The following is a 19,566-nucleotide window of genomic DNA, read 5'->3' on the forward strand; positions in this document are numbered from 1 at the left end:
CAGTTGACGGTTTCAGGAGGGGCGCAGAACCAACACCAGATTGCTCACCAAAAACTCCCGCAACCCCGGTACCGCGGTCATCCACCAGGCCCATCGTGGGTGGTAGCGCGGAAAAGCTGATATCAACGCGCCGGTGCTGGCCGCCCATTGCAGACCGTCGGCCGCGGACACTGCGAACAACGACGAGCCGTAGTCGTTCTTGGGGCGGTGGCCATGTTTGCGGGTGTAGCGCTCAGCCGCCCGGGCACCGCCCAGATAGTGCGTCAGCCCCATCTCATGGCCGCCGAACGGGCCGAGCCACACCGTGTAGGACAACACCACCAACCCGCCGGGCTTGGTCACCCGCAACATCTCGTTGCCCAGCCGCCACGGATGCGGCACATGCTCGGCGACATTCGACGACAGGCAGATGTCGACGCTGTCGTCGGCGAACGGCAGCGCCATCCCGGAGGCTCGGACGAACTTGCCCGATGCGGAGTCGGTCGCTGGGCTCAGGCCGGATGTCGCCGCCCTCGCGGCTCCGGCGTGCGCCTCGCGGGGATCCGGCTCCACCCCGATGTAGTGCATGCCGGCCTGATCGAACGCCGACGCGAAGTAGCCGGGCCCGCCGCCCACGTCGAGCACGGTGCGCCCAACAGGGGATTCGCCGGTGGCACCGGACCACAAATCAGTGACCACGTCGAGGGTGTCGGCGGCCAGCGCGCCGTAGAAGCGGGCCGGTTCGCTCTGCTCGAACCGGAATTGCGCGAGTAGGCGCACCGACCGGCTCAGGGTCGCCCGGCGGGCAAAGCGCGCCGAGATGTCGCTGGGCTGCACCTGCCCAACCTACTGACCGGTACCCTCAACACGATGTCTGCCCGTCCCGATCCTCGCCTGCGGAGCGTCCTGCTGCTCTGCTGGCGCGATACGGGGCACCCGCAGGGGGGCGGCAGTGAGGCGTATCTGCAGCGAATCGGCGCGTGCCTGGCCGACGACGGGGTCAGCGTGACGTTGCGCACCGCGCGGTACCCGGGTGCAGCCCGCCGCGAGGTGGTCGACGGCGTACAGATCAATCGGGCCGGGGGACCGTACAGCGTGTACATCTGGGCCGGGCTGGCCATGGTGGCCTCCCGCGTCGGCCTCGGGCCGTTGGGCAGGGTCCGGCCGGACGTCGTCATCGACACCCAGAACGGGCTGCCGTTCCTGGCCCGGCTCGCGTTCGGCCGCCGGGTGGCGGTGCTGGTGCACCACTGTCACCGGGAACTGTGGCCGGTGGCCGGCCCGGTACGCGGCCGGATCGGCTGGTTCGTCGAGTCCAAACTCTCCCCGCGGCTGCACCGCCGCAACCAGTACGTCACCGTGTCGCTGCCCTCGGCCCGTGATCTCAACGGGCTGGGGGTGGATTCCGGCCGTATTGCGGTGGTGCGCAACGGACTTGACGAGGCTCCCGTCCACACTCTGGAGCTGCCGCGGTCGACCAGTCCGCGTCTGGTGGTGCTGTCCCGGCTGGTGCCGCACAAGCAGATCGAAGACGCCCTGGAAGCCGTCGCGACGCTGCGCACCAAGATTCCCGGGCTGCACCTCGACATCCTGGGCGGCGGCTGGTGGCGGAAACGACTGGTCGAACACGCCGAGTTGCTCGGCATCTCCGATTCGGTCACGTTCCACGGGCACGTCGACGAAGAGACCAAACACCGTGTGCTGCAGCAGAGTTGGGTACATGTGCTGCCGTCGCGGAAAGAGGGCTGGGGGCTGGCGGTCACCGAGGCTGCCCAGCACGGGGTGCCGACGATCGGTTACCGCGCCTCCGGCGGGCTGACCGACTCGATCATCGACGGGGTCACCGGGCTACTCGCGGAGGACCGCGACGCCCTGGTCGCCGGGCTGCATCAGCTGTTGAGTGACCCGGTGCTGCGGGTTCAGCTGGGCAGTAAGGCCCAGGCTCGCAGCGACGAATTCTCTTGGACGCTCAGCGCGGACGCGATGCGGACAGTGCTGGAATCGGTGCACGGGGGCAGCTACGTCAGCGGGTTGGTGTAGGGGCGCAGTCGGTCAACGCTTGTCGGCGTCCTTATCGACAAGAATGGTGGCGATGTCCAGGCCCGCGTGTGAATTGCTGTGGTGAGGGTTTCGAGGGCCTCGCTCCGCGCCACGTGGGAGGCGACCGCACAGCGGAGCTGAAGGGTCACGCACTTACGCGCGTGGCCCAACTCGTACTCCGGTGGCATCGAACTGCCGGCATGCATTCGCGGCCGGATTGACGAACCGTCGCAACGGCCTGTTCTTTGACTTCGTCACTGAACTTCGACGGCGGTTGCGCAACGCGTAGAACGACTTTCGAGATATGTCGGGCTCGGTGCAGAACGTCGAGCACCGGAACTGTCACCGATGTCTTGAGAGATGAGCTTGTGTGAGGTCATCACGAGGCGTAGACTCGAACATATGTTCGAATAGAAGTTCTTCCCCGGAAGGCAACTGAGAGCTTCGCCCGCACCACCTTCTGTGTTGAAAGCGTGGGTATCTGTCATGGACGCCACCTATCTGGACACCGTCATTGATGTGCTCATCGATGAACTGTGCCCGTCACCGCCATCCGAGGCCGATGCTGATCGCCGGTTGTTTCATCTGCTCGACAGTCCCCGGCCGGTGGTGGATGACCAGCCGCTGCTGGCGGTCCTCGCGGCGGCGGTCACCGCCGCCAACCTGTTGAATCATGTGATCGCCCAGGCGGCCGCCGCGGCCGAACGCGCCGGGATCGCGGCCCGCCAACACCTACGCAGCGGGGCGCAGTTGTTGACCGGCCTGGGTGTGGCCCCCGCAGCGGCGTATCGGGCAGCACGGGTCGGGCGCGTCGCGCACACCCTGCCCGCGCTGACTGCGCAGCAACGTCTGGGGGCCGTGGGCATCGAGGTCGCCGATGCGGTCGGCACAGGCATCACACACATCGGCGGCCGTGTCGCGTTGTCCGATCAGGACCGGGCCCAGGTGGTGCGCACCCTGATGATCCAGACCACCCCCTCGGCAGTGAACGCCAAAGCCCGCGAGATCGCCCTGGGCTGGGCACCGACCCCACCAGGGCCGGAGGCGGTGGTGCCGGTCGCCGAGAACACCGACCTCAACGAGATGACGCTGAACCAGAACGACGAGGGCCGCCTCAGCGCCACCCTGGACCTCGATGCCCTCACCGGGGAAGAACTGTTCGCCGCATTAGACCCGTTATGCCGGCCCGTGCCACTACCGGATGGATCACCCGACCCCCGCCCGGCCACCCGGCGTCGTGCCGACGCGTTCGGGCAACTGGTCCGTGATTACTTGTCGCATTCGGGGCGTCCCACCTCCGGTGGAGTGCTCCCGCATGTCACCCTGATCCGGCCCGCCCACCCGACACCACCCACAGCGGCGGGGGTGGGGGTGTTCGGTCCGCAGGGCGTGGTGGACACGCTCGGTTTCACCGGGCCGATCAGCACCGCGACCGCGGACCTGATCGCGTGCGACGCCACCGCCGAGTTGGTCCTCGTCGATGAGAACCAGGCGCCCCTGGACGTGGGACGCGCCGAGCGACTGTTCCCACCCCGCATCCGCAAAGCCCTGGCCGTGCGCGATCGCGGATGCGCCTTCCCCGGTTGCGGCAGACCCGTGTCCTGGTGCGACGCTCACCACATCAACCAATGGGCCACAGGAGGAGCCACCAGCCTCGACAACGGTGTGCTGCTCTGCCGCCACCACCACACCTTGATCCACCACAGCGACTGGCAGCTTTACCTCGGACCCGACCGCCATCCCTGGTTCATCCCACCCCGCGATCCGGCAGGCCCCGAACCACCACACCTGCGCTCACACGCACGCCGCACCCTGACCATCTTGCCCACCGCCGCATAACCAACATCTCGACGCTGTTTGACAACTACACAGTGAAAACCGCCAAAATGCGGCGGGTCTCGGCGGCAAGGCCCGCCGGACCCGCCACGACCAACCCACACCAGCACGCTACCCAGAGATGCACTCTCAGAACAGGTTTGGCCGAGTCACGTCGACGGGACGGCACAATGCCGAGCGCTGGACCGGCGCAACCCTATCCAAGACCACACCGTGACCGCAGCCCGTCGGACGTCGGACGTCGGCTGATGCCCATCCCGATCGCCCCACCGGCCAGGGTCAGAAGCCACACCAGGTGCGAGGCGATCATTACGCCGCGATGTGGCGCCGCGGGCGCCGAGCCGCCGACGTACTGCACCGATACCTCCTGATCGGATTCGCGCACCACCCAGCCCACCCCGGCTTCGGCCAGTTGTTGATCGGTTGCCCCCGAGAGCACCAGGTCCTGCACGGCCCGCGCGTGTACCCCTTCACCGGGTACGGTCTGGCCGCCGATGGACAGGTCGCCGGTCGTCAGCACCTCCGCACGCAGCCACCGCGGCAGTGGGTCGAGCACCGGAGCGCCAGGCGCCCAGGAGAATTCACGCATGCTGTGCGGGGGGAGCGCAACCACGGGCCGGGGGTCGGAGTTGATCTGCGCCGCCGCGTCGGCCCAGCTCGCGGGATACTGCACCGCGCGCATCTGATTGCCGACGCCCCAGGCGAGATCCGGCAGCACCGCGATCAGCGCTGCGCAGCACACCGCGGCAGCAGCGGTGTCCGGCACCCGCAGGCGCTGCAAGGTGACCGGGGCGGCGGCAGCGGCCAGCACGTAGCCCGGCATGGCCAGGGCCACCCATTTCTGTCCGTCGCGCACCACGCCGAGGCCGGGTATGGCCTGGATCGTCGCGTCGACGAACGCCAACCCGGGGCCCGTGGCCATCGCCGCCGGGATCAGCACGGCCGCCACCGCCAGGATCAGCAGCGGTACCGCCGTGCGGTTGCGGACCACCACGGGCAGGCCGAGCGCGACGATGCCAACCAGTACGACAGTGGCAACCAGGGCGAAAAGCGTTGTGCGCGAGCCGGGTACGGCTTCGCCGTTCCAGATTCCACCCAGGCCGGCCAGGCTGCCCAGGGTGGCCAGCCCCGGCTCGGCCCGCGCGGCGAACGCCTGAACCCCGGCTGCTGAGGACGGCGATGACACCGTGCCACCGACAGCGGCGGCCACCAACCACGGCGTCGCAGCCAAGACTGAGATTCCCGACGCGAGGGCGGCGACGCGCAGACGTCGCCAGCCCTCGCCGGGGACCGCAACGCACACGAGAGCGACCGTGGCGGCCAGCATCAGGCCCGTCGGGGTCAACCCGGCCAGCGCGATCCAGAACGCCAGACCCCACGCCGGGCGGGAGCCCGAACCGCTTTGTCGCGCGCGGGACCCCCCGCGCAACCGCAACACGCACACCGCCACCCAGGGCAGGCAGCCGTAACCGACCAGCAGACTCCAGTGCCCCTGCAGCAACCGCTCGGCCACATACGGGTTCCAGATGGCCAGCGTCGCCGCGATGAACTGGCCGGGCAAGCCGGGCCCCGACACCGTCGAGGCCAGTCGTGCGGCGCCCCAGCCGGCCAGCCACAGGCCCGCAACGAGCAGGACCTTGACCACGATCCCGCCGTCCAGTCCGGTCGAGGTCAGGGCGACAAAAAAATCCTGCGGCAGTGCCCGGGGCGCGGCTTCGGTCAGGCCCAGCGCCGCATCGGTCAGGTATGAGCGGGGCGTGGAGACGGCGTCCCGCAAAAGCAGGTAACCGGGCCCCAGCAGGGGCCCGGTTACCAATAACGACAGTGCCAGCGAATAGGCCGGCAGCAGGGCAGAGCGCAGGCTCAGATCACCGGTCCGGCGGTAGATCGGATGGTCGTTGAGCCGGCAGTTTTTCGGTCTTGGCCTCAGCGCCGGGTACCTGGAAACCCTGGGTGTCGAAGAAGCCGTGATCGGCGGTGTCGAGCCCGGGGTCGATCAGCGTGGACTCGGCGCGCACCGCGAACGAACCCACCACGGCGCCACCGACGAGCGCCAGCAGGCCCAGCGCGGTGAACGTGATCGGCAGGACGCGGGTCCACAGTGACACTCGGTCACGCTCGTCCTGAGCGGCCGCGACCTGGGACTCCACGGTCTCCTCGTTGTAGGTGACCTTGTAGTCGACATAGGTCACCTCGGGCTTGAGCCTGTCCCGCGCGTAGTACTGGTAGCCGTGGTCCTGCGCCTTGACGATGGTGCCCGACACCGGGTCGACCCAGAAGGTGCGCTGCGCGGCGTAGAAGCGGTCCATCGTGATCCGCTCGTCGGGTTCGCCGGGCACACCCCACATCTCGGGGCTTGCGGTGACCGAACTGTCGGCGTCGTCCTCGTAGAGCGACGAGTACTTGACCGGATCGGCCAGCTTGCCGTTGGAGTCGTAGCCCACGTTCTGGATGAACCGGTAGGTGGTCAGCCCGTTGACGTCTTCTTCACCGTCATAGTTCGCGTCGTACGCCTTCTGGGCGATCGCGTCGAAGAACGGGTAGGTCTTCTTCTCGGTGTCGAACGGGAACCGGTAGGTCAGGCCCTCGTGCGGCAGCGCGACGTTGGTCGGCGGCTTCTCGTCTTCGATGGCGCGGGGCTTCTGCAGCGCACCGCCCGGGTTGTTGTCGCTGGACACGGCCAGCGCGGTGCTGCGGTTCATCGTGACGGTGTCCACCAACGCCAACAGCAGACCGCCGTCCTTCTGGCGGTCCGTGCGTCGCAGTGTGCTGCCCACCTGCAGCGTCACCACCTCGGCGTTCGACGGCGATTCCACGCTGACCTGCTGCTGCAGTGCGACCGGCACGTTGCGGTCCACCGAGAACTTCGGGGCCACCAGCGTTTCCGGATCGAAAGCGGTCGCGGTCCCATCGCTGACCAGACTGGCATCCAGATTGAGCGGGATCTTGGCGATCTTGCCCTTGGTATACGTGGTCAACAACAGTGCGGCGATGAGCAGAGCTGCACCCAGCCCCATCAGTCCACATGCCGCGATACGCAGCGTCACTGCGCGGTTCAAACCGGGCCTCCTTCAGTGTGGGCCAACTCGTCGTGAGGCAAACCCGTTCGACCCTAACAGCACTATCTAAGGTCATTGCTTACTCCTGTGACATCTCCCGGGCGCGTTAACCCGCAGTTTGGCGGGGTTGCCATCGAGCGGCACACTGGTCGGCGTGGCCACCGGAGCACCGGACCCGGAAACCGGACCGGAATCTCAGGTCGGCGGGACCCGTAGCTTCCTGCCGGCAGTCGAAGGCATGCGCGCCTGCGCTGCCATGGGGGTGGTGCTCACCCACGTCGCCTTCCAGACCGGGCACACCACCGGGGTGAGTGGCCGGTTCTTCGGCCGGTTCGATCTCGCGGTCGCCGTGTTCTTCGCGCTGTCGGGGTTCCTGCTGTGGCGCGGCCATGCCGCCGCTGCCCGCGGCTTGCGTCCCCGCCCGCGCACCGGTCACTACCTGCGCTCCCGCATCGTGCGCATCATGCCCGGCTATGTAGTGGCCGTCGTGGTGATCATTCTGCTGCTCCCGGAGGCCAAGGCCGATCTGACGGTGTGGCTGGCCAACTTGACCCTGACCCAGATCTACGTGCCGCTGACGCTGACCGCAGGGCTCACCCAGATGTGGAGCCTGTCGGTGGAAGTCAGTTTCTATCTGGCGCTGCCGGTGCTGGCGCTACTGGCACGACGGCTGCCGGTGCGGGCCCGCATCGGCGTGATCATCGCGGTGGCGGCGCTGAGCCTGTTGTGGGTGCGCATTCCGTTCTCCGGCACCACCGGGCTGAACCCGTGGAACTGGCCGCCGGCGTTCTTCTCCTGGTTCGCCGCGGGGATGGTGCTGGCTGAACTCACGGTGAGTCCATTCGGCTGGGTGCACCGGCTGGCCCGGCGCCGGGTGCTGATGGCGGTCATCGCCGCGGTGGCGTTCGGGATCGCGGCCTCGCCGCTGGCCGGCCTGGAGGGTCTGCGGCCCGGCTCGGTCGGCCAGGTGACGCTGAAGACCGCGATGGGCGCGATCGTCGCGGGCGCGCTGCTGGCCCCGCTGGTCCTCGATCACCCCGGTACCGCCCACCCGATTCTGGGCAACCGCGTGATGGTGACCCTGGGCCGCTGGTCTTACGGGTTGTTCGTGTGGCACTTGGCCGCGTTGGCCATGGTGTTCCCGATGATCGGGGAGTTCCTGTTCAACGGCCAGATGCTGGTGGTGTTGGTACTGACGCTGGTGTTCGGCTTCGCCCTGGCCGCGGTGAGCTACGCGCTGGTGGAATCTCCGTGCCGGGAGGCGTTGCGGCGCTGGGAGTACCGGAACGAGAGCCCGGTGCCGCCGCTGGACAGTTCGATCACCGACGAGCCCGAGCCTGCTCCAGCCGCGCGATGACCTCGTCGCGCACCGCGGCGCGACGAGCCTTCCCGGCGTCATCGCGTAGCGGGGCGTCGACGAATTCCACGCTTTCGGGCACCTTGTAGCCCGACAGCTGCTCGCGCAGGAAGGTCTGCACCGCTGCTGCGTTCAGGTCTGACCCGTCACCCGTCTGCACCAGGGCGTGCGGCACCTGGCCGAGATCCTCGTGCGGTATGCCGACGACCAGACACGACAGCACGTCGGGGTGGGCAGCCAGCGCGGCCTCGATCTCGGCCGGGTAGACGTTCTTGCCGCCCACGGTGAACATGTCGACCCGTCGGTCGTTGAGGTAGAAGAACCGCTGAGAGCCGTCGTCGACGTAATACCCAAGATCTCCGAGTGACTCCCAGCCGTCACGGCTCTTGGCCGTGCTGCCGACGTAACGGTACGTGGGAGCGCTGCCGGGGCCCGGCCGCATGTAGATCTCACCGGTCACGCCGGGCGGGCACTCGCCGCCGTCGTCGTCGAGCACCTTCATCTCGCCGGCCACTACGACACCGACGGATCCGGGGTGGGCCAGCCACTGCTCACCGGAGATGAAGGTCAGCGCCTGCAACTCGGTGCCGCCGTACAGTTCCCACAACGCCTCGGCGCCGAGCAGCTCGATCCAGGCCTGCTTGACCGCTGGCGGGCAGGGTGCCCCGACGTGCCAGAACCGGCGAATGCTGGACAGGTCATAGGCTTTTGGGTCGGCGCGGTACACCGGCAGCAGACGCTGCATGATGGTGGGCACCGTGGTCAGAAACGTCACACGGTGTTCGGTGACGAGCCGCAGGAACTCGACCGGGTCGAAGCGTGGCATCAGCACCAGGTGGTGGCCCTGCAGCAGCGCGATGGCGAATGTGGTGAAGCCGGTGTTGTGGCTCATCGGCACCGACATCAGGGTGACGTCTCCGGGCTGGGCGCCGAGGGGAACCCCGATCAGGGCAGGCACCCGGCTGTCGCCGCCGGCTTCGATCAGCTTCGGGCGTCCGGTGCTGCCGCCGGAGGCCATCGACTTCCATGTCGGTGCGACCGCCTCGGGCAGCGGTGCGTCGGACAGTCCGGTATCCGGGGCAAAACCTGGTGGAAGCCAAGGTGTTTCACCGGCATCGCGGCCGACGACCAGGGCGCGGGGGCGTAGCGCGAGGATGCCGGCGAACTCGGCGTCCGGCAACCGCGGCGAAAGGGGTTGCGGCACTGCGCCGAGCTTCCAGGCAGCCAGGACGGCCTGCACCCACTCGATCGAGTTGGGCAGGCTGATGGTGACGTAATCGCCTTGTTGCACACCGTGTTCGGCATAGGCACGGGCGAGTCGGTTGCTGGACCGATCCAGTACGTCCCGGGTGAGCGTGATGCCCTGGCAGGTCACGGCCGGCCGGTCGGGGTCGGCTGCGGCCAGTTGGCTGACCTGGGTCGGGATCGGCGGGAACACGTCGGTCATCTCAGTACCCGCCCTTGCGGTCGAAGATCCGGCGCGGATTGTCGATGAGCATCGTGGCGATCTGTTCCTCGGTGACGCCACGCGCGCGCAACGCCGGCAGCACGTCATTGTGGATGTGCAGGTAGTGGCTGTTGGGCAGCGCCGCGGTGGTCCTCTCGTCGGGCAGGGCGTCGAAGTAGCACCAGGTGTCGTGCGAGAGCACCATCTTCTCGGCATGGCCGCGCCGGCACATGGTCGCGACGGTGGCGATCCGGTCCTCGAACGGCAGGAAAACATCCACGCCGAAGCGGTCCATGCCGATGTAAGAACCGTTGGCGATCAACTCTTCGAGGTAGCCGATATCGGTGGTGTCGCCGCAGTGACCGATCACCACCCGGGACAGGTCGACACCTTCCTCGGCGAAGATGCCCTGCTGTTCCAGGCCGCGCCGGCTGGCGGCGTGGGTGTGGGTGGAGATCGGCACCCCGGTCTGCCGGTGGGCCTGGGCGACGGCCCGCAGCACTCGTTCAACCCCAGCGGTGACACCGGGTTCGTCGGTGGCGCACTTGAGGATTGCCGCCTTGATGCCGGTGTCGGCAATGCCGTGTTCGATGTCGCGGACGAACATCTCGGTCATCGGGTCGGGGCGGCCCGCCTTGGGTTCGTTGAAGTGGAAGGCCAGCGGCAGGTCGTTGTAGGTGTAGAAGCCGGTGGCGACGACGATATTGAGGTCGGTGCCTTCGGCGATCCGGGCGATGCGTGGAATGTAGCGGCCCAGACCGATCACCGTGAGGTCGACGATGGTGTCGACGCCGCGGGACTTGAGTTCGGTGAGCCGGGCGATCGCATCGGCTTCGCGGCTGGCGTCGTCGCCCCAGGACTCCGGGTAGTTCTGGGTCAGCTCGGTGCTCATGATGAAGACGTGCTCGTGCATGAGCGTGGTGCCGAGGTCGGAGGTATCGATGACGCCACGCGCGGTGTTCACTGTCGGCACCGCCCCGATGCTAGGCGGATCAGTCAGCTGTGTGTGGCGGTTCCGCCGGGTCCCTGGCAGTGGTGCCCGCACCGTCAAGCCCCCAGCTGATGATCCGGCGCGGCACGATCCGGATGATGTCCCCGGACAGGCCGCCATCGGTGGTACCCACACCGGGCAGTGCCATTGCGGTGCCACGGATTTCGATCCCGCGCGCCTCGGGCGGGCGCACCGAGAGCACCGTGTCGACGATGAAGGCCACCTGTGGGTTGCCGAGCACATTGCGCCACTTTTGCGTCGATGCCAGGGCGTGGCCGACGATGTCGATGGTGGTGTCGTCGGGTGAATACCCGTTCGATGCAGTGAAGCGCGTCTGGCCGGATGTGGTCGAAGAACAGCTCGCGCACTGAATCGGAGTGCAGCGGTAAGGCATCGCGCAGTGCATCGATACCTGTGGCGGTCAGCACCGCGCGGCCGCCCCGGTGCCCGCGACGAAGATCTAACTGGCGGCTTCGACCACGGCCAGCGTCTCGGGGGTGACCGGGTCGAGGGCGTCGTCGAAGTCGTGGTGCTTCTGTACGTACTTGGCGACGTACGGGCAGACCGCCGCGATGCGCTTGCCCGCCGCGCGGGTGTCGGTCAGCGCAGCCGACACCAGTTCGCCCGCCAGGCCTTGGCCGCTGAACTGGTCGTCGACTTCGGTGTGGTGGAAGATGCGCTGGTCGTCGGAGTCGACGTAGGCGGCCAGGCCGGCATGCTCACCGTCGACGGTGAGCTCGTAATGGCGTGCTTCTGGGACGTTGCGGACTTCAGCCATGTCTTCACTATGCACGTAGTGCGCTGGCACGATCAGGCAGATGGCCGTCCGAGCAACGTCGACGTGGGCGCCGTTGGCGTCGCCGATCTACCGTGCGCTGTGGATTGCGCAGTTCGTCTCCAACCTGGGCACGTGGATGCAGACGGTGGGTGCCCAGTGGATGCTGGTGGGAGATCCGCGCGCCCCGGTGCTGGTCCCGTTGGTGCAGACCGCCACCACACTGCCGGTGATGCTGCTGGCCCTGCCGTCCGGCGTGCTTGCCGATCTGGTGGACCGGCGCAGGCTGCTGCTCGCCACCCAGGGGGCGATGGCGGCCGGCGTGGCGGCGCTGGCGGCACTGACCGGCGCCGGGTTGGCCACTCCGACGGTCCTGCTGATCCTGCTGTTTCTGATCGGCTGCGGGCAGGCGCTGACCGCTCCGGCCTGGCAGGCCATTCAGCCGGACCTCGTTCCCCGCGAACAGATTCCCGCCGCGGCCGCGCTGGGCAGCATGAGTATGAACGGGGCCCGGGCAATCGGCCCGGCGATCGCCGGGGCGCTGGTATCCCTGTCCGGCCCGACGCTGGTGTTCGCGCTCAATGCGGTGTCGTTCGCCGGCATCGTGGTGGTGCTGCTGCTCTGGCGCAGCCCGGTCGCTGAGCAGCTGCTGCCCGCTGAGCGACCGTTGGCCGCACTCGGCGCCGGCGGCCGGTTCATCCGCAGGTCGCCGATCGTCAGGCGAATTCTGCTGCGGGCGGTGTTGTTCATCGCGCCGGGCAGCGCGCTGTGGGGCCTGCTCGCGGTGGTCGCGGATAGGCAGCTGGGGCTGTCGTCGTCCGGCTACGGGCTGCTTTTGGGTGCGCTCGGGGTGGGGGCCGTGCTCGGTGCCCTGGTCCTGGGCCGATTGCAGTCGGCCTTCGGCCTGAACGCGTTGCTGATCGTCGCGGCGCTCGGATTCGCCGGGGCCACTGCCGTTCTGGCGCTGGTGCACAATTTCGGCATTGTCCTGGCGGCGCTTGTCGTCGGCGGTGCGTCGTGGCTGCTGGCGTTGTCCACGCTCAACGCCTCGATGCAGTTGAGCCTGCCGGCGTGGGTGCGGGCCCGCGGGCTGTCGGTGTACCAGCTGACCTTCATGGGCGGTCAGGCCATCGGGTCGCTGGTGTGGGGCCTGGTGGCCGGTGCGACGAGCACCGTCACGGCCCTGCTGATCAGTGCCGGACTGCTGGGGTTCTGTGCGGTTTCGGACTGGTGGTGGCCGCTGCACGAGCGCACGGGCGACCTCGATATGACGCCGTCCGCGCACTGGCCCGAACCGGCACTCGTGTTCGAACCGGAACCGCCTGACGGTCCGGTCCTGGTGCTGACCTCCTACCGGGTGGAACGTGAACACGAGACCGAGTTCTTCGCCGCGATGGGCGTGTTGGGTCGGTCGCGGCAGCGCACCGGGGCCACGCAATGGCGGTTGTTTCGTGCTGTGGAGCGCGAAGGTGTGTTTGTCGAGGCCTTCGTGGTGCGGTCCTGGGATGAGCATGTGCGCCAGCACCGCACCCGCCTGACGGGTAGCGACCTGGTCATCGAGCAGGCGGTTGAGCGTTGGGTGGAGGGGGAGCCGGTCTCGCACCATCTGATCGCGGTGAAGACTCCTTGACTGTGAGCCTTATCACAGTAATATGACCAGTGGTCATACAGGCTGGAGAGTCAGATGCCGACGGTCACCTGGGCGCGTTTGGATCCCGCTCGTAGAGCGGCGGTGGTGGCAGCCGCCGAGGCGGAATTCGGGGCGCACGGGTACTCGCGTGGAAGCCTCAACGTCATCGCCCGGCGCGCGGGTGTGGCGAAAGGCAGTCTGTTCCAGTATTTCGCGGACAAACGCGACCTGTACGCGTTCATCGCGGATATCGGAAGCCAGCGGGTGCGGGCATACATGGAGGACCGCATCCGCACGCTCGATCTCGACCGCCCGTTCTTCGAGTTTCTCACCGACCTGCTCGACGACTGGGTGGCCTACTTCGCCGACCATCCCCAGGACCGTTCGCTGCATGCCGCGGCAAGCTTCGAGGTGGACACCGAGGCCCGGGTCAGCGTGCGGACCGTCATCCACCGCCACTATCTCGAGGTGCTCCGGCCGCTTGTGCAGGACGCTCAGACCCGGGGCGATCTGCGGGCGGACGCGGACGCCGGCGCGCTGTTGTCGCTGCTGCTGATGATCTTTCCGCATTTGGCGCTCGCGCCGTACGTGCGTGGGATGGACCCGATCCTGGGCCTGGATGAGCCCAGCCCCGAGCAGCCGGCACTCGCAGTACGACGACTCGTCGGAGTGTTGAAGGCCGCATTCGCGGTACCCAATTTCCCGGCGGCCACGGAAGCAGCCCATCAGACCTGAGGAGGTCAATTCCCATGTCACACACACATTTCGGCTCGCTCTCCAAGGGCGGTCTCAATTGGGACAGTGTGCCGTTGCGGTTGTTCTCCGGGGGGAATGCCAAGTTCTGGAATCCGGCCGATATCGACTTCTCCCGCGACCGGGCGGACTGGGAGGCGCTGACGGACCGGGAACGTGAGTACGCCACCCGGTTGTGCGCCGAGTTCATCGCGGGTGAGGAGGCGGTCACCAAGGACATCCAGCCGTTCATGACTGCGATGCGGGCTGAGGGGCGCCTGGGCGACGAGATGTACCTGACCCAGTTCGCCTTCGAGGAGGCCAAGCACACGCAGGTGTTCCGCATGTGGCTCGACGCCGTCGGGATCACCGACGATCTGCACAACTACTTCGACGAACTTCCGGCCTATCGGCAGATGTTCTATGAGGAGCTGCCGGCGTCGCTCGATGCGTTGTACACCGACCCGTCGCCGGCCGCCCAAGTACGGGCGTCGGTGACCTACAACCACATCGTCGAAGGAATGCTGGCGCTCACGGGATACTATGCGTGGCACAAGATTTGCGTCGACAGAGGGATCCTTCCCGGCATGCAGGAGCTGGTGGGGCGGATCGGTGATGACGAGCGCCGCCACATGGCGTGGGGCACCTTCACCTGTCGGCGTCACGTTGCCGCCGATGATGCCAACTGGGAAGTGTTCGAGAACCGGATGAACGAGCTCATCCCGCTGGCGTTGCGACTCACCGAGGAGGGCTTTGCCCTCTACGCGCCGGACATCCCGTTCGGCCTGGTGCAGGACGAGTTCATGCAGTACTCCGCCGACAAGGGCATGCGCCGATTCGGCACCATCAGCAGCGCCAGGGGCCGTCCGCTCGAAGAGATCGACCTCGACTACTCGCCGCTGACGTTGGAGGACACGTTCGCCGACGAGGATGCACGGGCGCTGGCGGCCACCGCATAGGCCCCGACGATGCGGTGTCGGCGAACCCCTCCGTCGCCGACACCGCAGCCGTGCGCACCGCACGATGCGCAGCCGCGCGAACACGGCTGAGCCGGAAGGCCAGCCTGTCAACTGACTGCATAGTTAATGCACTCAGTTCTGCACAATCCAGGTCCGCAACCTGTAGTCCCCCATGTAGCAAAGGGCATTCCGGGCGTGTGCCACGCGTGCCGGTACCGTAAGTACCGCATATGTGCGTTGTCAACAGTTACGGCAAATGTTCCGGTGTTCGCCGAGGTGTTCGCTCAAAGGTGACCGTGGATGCCGCGACGAAGGTGACCGACAGGAGCGCCAGCAACTGCACCCACGGCGAGTGTCCGATATAACCGTCGACCGAGCGCCAGGGGTATTGACTCAGCGTTGCGCCGGCCAGTGTGAGTCCACCCGCGGCCACGCCCACGGTCAGCTTCTCCTGCCAACCGTCGCGATCACGCAGTAGGTAGCGCACTCCCAGCGTGGCACCGGCGACCAGCAGTCCCGGCAAGCCGGAGATGGCCGTCCCGACCGCCAGTACCGCGACCGCGATCAGGTTTGGCGATGGTTGCCATGGCCGCACGGGATCGAGATCCGGGTTGCGGCGCCGGGTCGGCCACAGTGCCAGCAGGGCCAGGACCGGCAGCAACGTGAGCCCGCCGATCAATCCGACCCGGTAGGGACGGTTCGACGGGAAGGACAGCGTCACCGGCCCGTCCTTGCCGGCCGGGATCACCCAGCCCTGCTGCCAACCGTTGACCTTCACCGCCGTCAGGGCGACGCCATCGGCGGTGCGCGCGACCCACCCCGGGTTCACGCTTTCGGGCACCACCAGGACCCTTGCCTTGTCTGATGCCGGCGCCTCCACCTGCCGGCGGTCCGATGACCAGACCGGCGTTTCGACAGGAGTTGTTGTGGCCGTGCGCAGTAGGGGGGCCGTTCGGGTGTTGAGCACGACTCCGTCGACGACGAACGCTGCGCCGGGGCTGGCCAGGAGTTCCTGTTGACCGGCAGGCAGGGCGATCGGACCGGTACGGCATGGCTGGGCCGGAATCGGGTCGCCGTCGAGCAGCGCCCCCACGGTGGTGTGTACCGAGGTCTGGATGAACTGGCCGGCCACACCGATGACCGGACCCTGACCGCACGGAAGTGACACTGTCCGTTTGCGATTGGCGGCAGAATCGGCCGCAGCGACAGGCTTGCCGTGCACGTCGAGAACGGTCAGTTCGGCCAGCCCGGGAGGCTTGAGCTGGTCGAAGCCCAGCGAGGTGCGGTCGATGATGTCGTTCCAGCCCAGCAGCGACACGGTGATGGTGTCGGTTACCCGTGGTTTGAGCTGTGCGGTCTGGGCCTCACCGTTGCCGGGGAGCTTGTGCACCTGCGGGCCGTCGCCCAGGTCGATCGAGACCAGCGTCGGGTGCGCGGGTGGTTGGCTGGTGCCGGGGTCGATACGGAGCGCGCCGACTTCGGTCGGCGCAGGCAGTTTCAGCGTCAGCGTGGGTGGTGCCTTGAACTGAACAACGCGTTGCGGCGCGGTCCATGATGTCCGCGGGTCACCGTCGGTGGCGGCGTAGGCCGAACCGAGCACGTCGATCGGGTCGGCGTCACCGGAGGCGCGGGTGGTCCCAGGTTGGGCGACCAGATCGGCGAGTTTGGGTCCCTGACGGGACCGGATCCACACCGTCGGCTCGACGTCGATGGGCGTCGGCACCGTGAGTGTGCGGCTCATATTGACCGCCTCCTCGGAGGCCAGCGCCAGCGCCGCCGCGCACCGGATCCCGGCCGGACTGTCGGCACACCCGGGCCTGCCCAGTAGTTCGGTTCCCAGATCCCATTGTGCGACATTCGAATCCGCGGGAGGTCCGGGGACTTCGACGGTGTGCCTCAAGTTGATGGGATGGGCGAATCCCGATGCGTCGTACTGGGTCACGGAAAGATCGGTGATGCCGAACTGCACACCGGCAGAACCGTCGTTGGTGGCGACCGCAGTGACCCGCACCCATGGGGTTTCGCCGACCGGCAGCGGGATGGTCAACTGCTGGCCGGCGGTGTCGAAGCGCAGGCTGCTCGAGCCGGTCGCGGTGGCCACCTCGATGCGGCGCACCTGGGCGCCGACCGCCGTTGCACTTGGGGTGATGGTCAGCGTGGCGTTGGTGACCGGGTGATCGAAATCGACCTGCAACCACTGGCCGACCGCAGCCTGCAGGGCGTTGGACACCCACGAGGTCGAACCGTCGCTGTCGACGGCCGCGGCCGGCCCGGTGGCCGGTGCGACGTTGGGCAGCGCGGTGGAGTCCGCCGCCGAACTCGACACCGATACCCGTCCGCCGTTCCACTTGCCGTACACCGGCGCGGCCCCGTCGGACGGGTAGTCCGGGACGCGGTTGTGGGTGTGGCGGGCGTCGTCGGGGGCGCGGATCGCCGAGGCGTGGTCGTCGACGCGGCCGTAGTCGATCTCGCGGGCGGTCGGGGTGTCGGTGACGATCACCCCGGCGGATCCGTCCGGTTGTACGGGCAGGCCGGCCCGCTCGGCGTCGGCAGTCAGCAGCATCGGCCCCAGCGGGGGTCGCCCGGCCAGGCGACGGCGTTCGTCGAGGCGTAGCAGCGCCTCGGGTGCGCCCGCCACCCGGGTCATCGCGTCGGTGTCGACCAGATACGGTGCGGACGGGTTGGTTCCGGCGGTGTCCACCCGGTAGATCTCGATGGCGGGGTAACGCGGGCGCAGGCCGCTGTCGGCGACGAAGCCCTCCAGCGTTCCGGGTCCCGCCGACTCACCGAACTCGACCATCTTGGACAGTCCGGGAGACCCCTCTATCGAACGGTGCACCAGTACCGGCCGGGCCGATCTGGACACGTCGGGGTCCAGATCGTTGCGTAGTACGACATACGAAATACCTTGCCGGGCAAGGGTATCGGCGAGCCCAGCGGAAGGGCGGCCGGCGGCGAACAATCGCTGTACCGAATCCAGCGCGCGGATCGTCTCGGGCGGTGTCAGCGGGATCGAATCACGCACGCCCCACGGACTCGAGCCGAGGACCTGTAACGGTTCGTCGTGGCTGTTGCCCCAGGTCTGGGTGGCGAACGGGGCGCCGGGTGCGACCAGGACCCGGCCTCGGTCGGTGTTGTGTTCGTCGAGCCAGTCCGCGGCGTCGTGCCAGTACTGCGGGATCGCGGTGAAGGTTCCGGCGGGGGTGATCCGGCCGGTCCAGGCGAGCGAGGTACCTGCTGCCAGCGCGGCGAGCACCACGATCGCGACCGCGATGCGCTTGTCGCGTTCGGGCCGGGCGAAGGCCCGCACCCACACCGGCAGGGCCGCGGTGCCCGGCAGCGGGATCCGGCCCAACAGATGAGCCAGACCCAGCGCCAGCGGCAGCCGCAGCACCGGATCGAGCTTGGCCAGGTTGCGCAGCGGCGTGCCCGTTCCGTCCAGGAAATCCTGAACGGCCGTCGCCACCGGGGATCCCAGCCCTCCGGAGTAGCCCAGGCCCAGCAGCACCACGCCGATCAACAGCATGGTGATCAGGCGACCCCGCGCAGGCATCGACCGCAGCGCCAGCCCGGCCAGGCCGGCCGCCGCCACCAATGCGGTGGCCAGCACCGCGACCGTGCTCGTCACCAGTGACGCCGCCGCGGTGGCAGTGGATGCCACGAACGGGGTCCAGGTATGGGTGCCGCGCAGCATCTCGGTGAGCGACATCCACTGTGTGGTGACACCCGAGGATTCGATGAAGTCGAGGAACGGCGGGCTGATCCGGCCCAGCATCACCAGTGCGACGACCCACCAGGCGACGGCCAGTGCCGTGCAGCCGAACCACCACGCGGTGAATCGCCACCACAGCCGGTTAGGCCGGTGACAGGCCCACCAGATGATCGCGGCCAGGCAGCCGGTCAGTGTCGCGACGGCGTTGACCGCACCCATCAGCGCCACGGCGCCTGCGGATCGGGCGGCCATCAGCCGCAGATTGCGATCCCCCCGAAACGCCAGGATGATCGGCAGCAGCACCCACGGCGCCAGCATCATCGGCAGCGTCTCCGACGAGATCGCGCCGAGGGTGGTCAGTACGCGGGGCGACAGGGTGAAGGCGAGCGCACCGAGGACACGCGAACTGGTACTGCCGATGCCCAGGATTTCGGCCAGGCGCAGCATGCCCCAGAAGCCCACCGTGAGCAGCAGGGCCCACCACAGTCGTTGGGTGACCCAGCCGGGAATCCCCAGCAGATCGCCGGCCAGGAAGAAAGCCCCGTGGGGAAAGAGGTAGCCGTAGGCCTGGTTCTGCGCCTGCCCGAACGGCAGGTCGCTGTTCCACAGATTGAAGGCGCGGGCCAGGAACCTCAGGGGATTGGCGGTGAGGTCCAGCTTGGTGTCGGGCGATATCTCCCCGGGGGACTGGACGAAAGTCAGGAGCAGTGTCGCCGCCGCGACCACCCACAACCAGCGCCGCGACAGTGGCGCGTCGAGCGCCCGCCGCGTTAGCGGCACATCCAAGCTAGGACCGGTCGCCGTACTCGACCCTGTTGAGCACCGATGACGCCGGGTCGCCCGCTTGCAGCGGAGGCTTCGTGTCCTGCTGCACCATTAGTGTCACACCGAAAACGGCAGCCGCACCCAACAGCAGGCCGACGACAATGCTGGCCGCGGAGGGTATGACGAACCGGTTCACCCGGCCAACCTAGCATGGCAACCCCGCAGATCCGTGCGAGGCGGACGTGGCTCGACACGCAGAGAATCGATTACCGCTTGCTCAGCGG

The 19,566-nt window shown here is 67.8% G+C and carries 15 protein-coding genes; 6 read left to right on the forward strand and 9 right to left on the reverse strand.

The annotated features are described in order from the left end of the window. Positions 1 to 12: 12 nt before the first annotated feature. Positions 13 to 801, reverse strand: coding sequence for a class I SAM-dependent methyltransferase (locus HBE63_RS27080; RefSeq protein WP_371815060.1), 789 nt, complete (start codon positions 799 to 801; stop codon positions 13 to 15). A gap of 48 nt (positions 802 to 849) precedes the next feature. Here HBE63_RS27080 and HBE63_RS27085 point away from each other — a divergent pair, with 48 nt between their 5' ends. Then, the gene (locus tag HBE63_RS27085; RefSeq protein ID WP_166907848.1) at positions 850 to 2,019 is read left to right on the forward strand and encodes a glycosyltransferase family 4 protein; all 1,170 of its coding nucleotides are present in this window, start codon (positions 850 to 852) and stop codon (positions 2,017 to 2,019) included. Positions 2,020 to 2,505: 486 nt separating this feature from the next. Beyond that, positions 2,506 to 3,858 (forward strand): HNH endonuclease signature motif containing protein, encoded by a 1,353-nt coding sequence (locus HBE63_RS27090; RefSeq protein WP_166907850.1) that lies wholly within the window; start codon positions 2,506 to 2,508, stop codon positions 3,856 to 3,858. Positions 3,859 to 4,051: 193 nt separating this feature from the next. On the opposite strand, the gene HBE63_RS27095 is transcribed toward HBE63_RS27090, so the two are convergent. Together HBE63_RS27095 and HBE63_RS27100 are read right to left on the reverse strand one after the other, a co-directional pair. Further along, a complete protein-coding gene (locus HBE63_RS27095; RefSeq protein WP_166910262.1) occupies positions 4,052 to 5,701 on the reverse strand; it encodes a hypothetical protein in 1,650 nt (549 codons plus the stop codon). Between the two features lie 22 nt (positions 5,702 to 5,723). After that, complete coding sequence (locus HBE63_RS27100) at positions 5,724 to 6,914, reverse strand: DUF3068 domain-containing protein (protein WP_166907852.1); 1,191 nt, start codon at positions 6,912 to 6,914, stop codon at positions 5,724 to 5,726. Positions 6,915 to 7,152: 238 nt separating this feature from the next. On the opposite strand from HBE63_RS27100, the gene HBE63_RS27105 reads away from it, so the two are divergent. Continuing rightward, positions 7,153 to 8,271 carry an acyltransferase gene (locus HBE63_RS27105; protein ID WP_243858788.1) on the forward strand — a complete coding sequence of 373 codons (1,119 nt, stop codon included), beginning with the start codon at positions 7,153 to 7,155 and terminating at the stop codon, positions 8,269 to 8,271. Here HBE63_RS27105 and HBE63_RS27110 read toward each other — a convergent pair. From HBE63_RS27110 to HBE63_RS27125, 4 genes are all read right to left on the reverse strand, one after another. Further along, positions 8,234 to 9,718, reverse strand: a complete 1,485-nt coding sequence (locus HBE63_RS27110) for an AMP-binding protein (protein WP_166907856.1) — start codon at positions 9,716 to 9,718, stop codon at positions 8,234 to 8,236. The two genes, HBE63_RS27105 and HBE63_RS27110, sit on opposite strands and share 38 nt — an antisense overlap. Position 9,719: 1 nt before the next feature. Further along, positions 9,720 to 10,691, reverse strand: a complete 972-nt coding sequence (locus HBE63_RS27115; protein ID WP_166907858.1) for a phosphotriesterase — start codon at positions 10,689 to 10,691, stop codon at positions 9,720 to 9,722. A 19-nt stretch (positions 10,692 to 10,710) separates the two neighbouring features. After that, the gene (locus tag HBE63_RS27120; RefSeq protein WP_243858317.1) at positions 10,711 to 11,103 is read right to left on the reverse strand and encodes a PPOX class F420-dependent oxidoreductase; all 393 of its coding nucleotides are present in this window, start codon (positions 11,101 to 11,103) and stop codon (positions 10,711 to 10,713) included. Between the two features lie 66 nt (positions 11,104 to 11,169). Continuing rightward, entirely contained in the window at positions 11,170 to 11,487 is a 318-nt protein-coding gene (locus HBE63_RS27125) for a GNAT family N-acetyltransferase (RefSeq protein WP_166907860.1), read from the reverse strand. A gap of 40 nt (positions 11,488 to 11,527) precedes the next feature. Here HBE63_RS27125 and HBE63_RS27130 point away from each other — a divergent pair, with 40 nt between their 5' ends. Genes HBE63_RS27130 through HBE63_RS27140 form a run of 3 tightly spaced genes read left to right on the forward strand, consistent with a single transcriptional unit; the run spans position 11,528 to position 14,805 of the window. After that, the gene (locus tag HBE63_RS27130) at positions 11,528 to 13,114 is read left to right on the forward strand and encodes an MFS transporter (RefSeq protein WP_166907861.1); all 1,587 of its coding nucleotides are present in this window, start codon (positions 11,528 to 11,530) and stop codon (positions 13,112 to 13,114) included. 54 nt (positions 13,115 to 13,168) lie between these two features. After that, positions 13,169 to 13,849: a TetR/AcrR family transcriptional regulator gene (locus HBE63_RS27135; RefSeq protein ID WP_166907863.1), complete on the forward strand. Its 681-nt coding sequence runs from the start codon at positions 13,169 to 13,171 to the stop codon at positions 13,847 to 13,849. 14 nt (positions 13,850 to 13,863) lie between these two features. Continuing rightward, the gene (locus HBE63_RS27140; protein WP_166907865.1) at positions 13,864 to 14,805 is read left to right on the forward strand and encodes a R2-like ligand-binding oxidase; all 942 of its coding nucleotides are present in this window, start codon (positions 13,864 to 13,866) and stop codon (positions 14,803 to 14,805) included. A gap of 247 nt (positions 14,806 to 15,052) precedes the next feature. On the opposite strand, the gene HBE63_RS27145 is transcribed toward HBE63_RS27140, so the two are convergent. Together HBE63_RS27145 and HBE63_RS27150 are read right to left on the reverse strand one after the other, a co-directional pair. Further along, positions 15,053 to 19,264: an alpha-(1->3)-arabinofuranosyltransferase gene (locus tag HBE63_RS27145; protein WP_208301509.1), complete on the reverse strand. Its 4,212-nt coding sequence runs from the start codon at positions 19,262 to 19,264 to the stop codon at positions 15,053 to 15,055. 40 nt (positions 19,265 to 19,304) lie between these two features. Further along, positions 19,305 to 19,478: a DUF2613 domain-containing protein gene (locus HBE63_RS27150; RefSeq protein WP_003881739.1), complete on the reverse strand. Its 174-nt coding sequence runs from the start codon at positions 19,476 to 19,478 to the stop codon at positions 19,305 to 19,307. Positions 19,479 to 19,566 lie beyond the last annotated feature (88 nt).

The sequence above is a fragment of the Mycobacterium sp. DL440 genome (assembly GCF_011745145.1).
Taxonomy (GTDB): Bacteria; Actinomycetota; Actinomycetes; order Mycobacteriales; family Mycobacteriaceae; genus Mycobacterium.